Source organism: Bacillus sp. SIMBA_008 (assembly GCF_046535495.1).
Classification (GTDB): Bacteria; Bacillota; Bacilli; order Bacillales; family Bacillaceae; genus Bacillus; species Bacillus subtilis.
The window spans coordinates 1-238 of sequence record NZ_JAWRWL010001228.1 but is presented as its reverse complement, the minus strand read 5'-3'; the positions used below and the strand labels follow the sequence as shown (position 1 = coordinate 238).

At 64.7% G+C, this 238-nt stretch carries 1 protein-coding gene; it reads right to left on the bottom strand.

Annotation, left to right across the window (positions count from 1 at the left end):
• Nucleotides 1-238: ATP-binding cassette domain-containing protein (locus tag SB658_RS27355; RefSeq protein ID WP_410603697.1), on the bottom strand; the 238-nt coding region annotated here is incomplete at both ends.

Below are 238 nucleotides of genomic sequence, written 5' to 3'. Positions count from 1 at the left end.
GACGACCACCCGGTCGGCAACCGCCAGAAGCTCGGGGAGCTCAGAGGAGATGAAGACGACGGCGTTGCCCTGCGAGGCGAAATCCCGGATCATTTCGAGGATCTCGGTCATGGTGCCGATATCGACGCCCGCCGTCGGCTCATCCATGACCAGGATCCGCGGGCCGGTGTTGATCCACTTCGCGATCACGACCTTCTGCTGGTTCCCGCCAGAGAGCAACCCGACGGGCTGGCTCGCG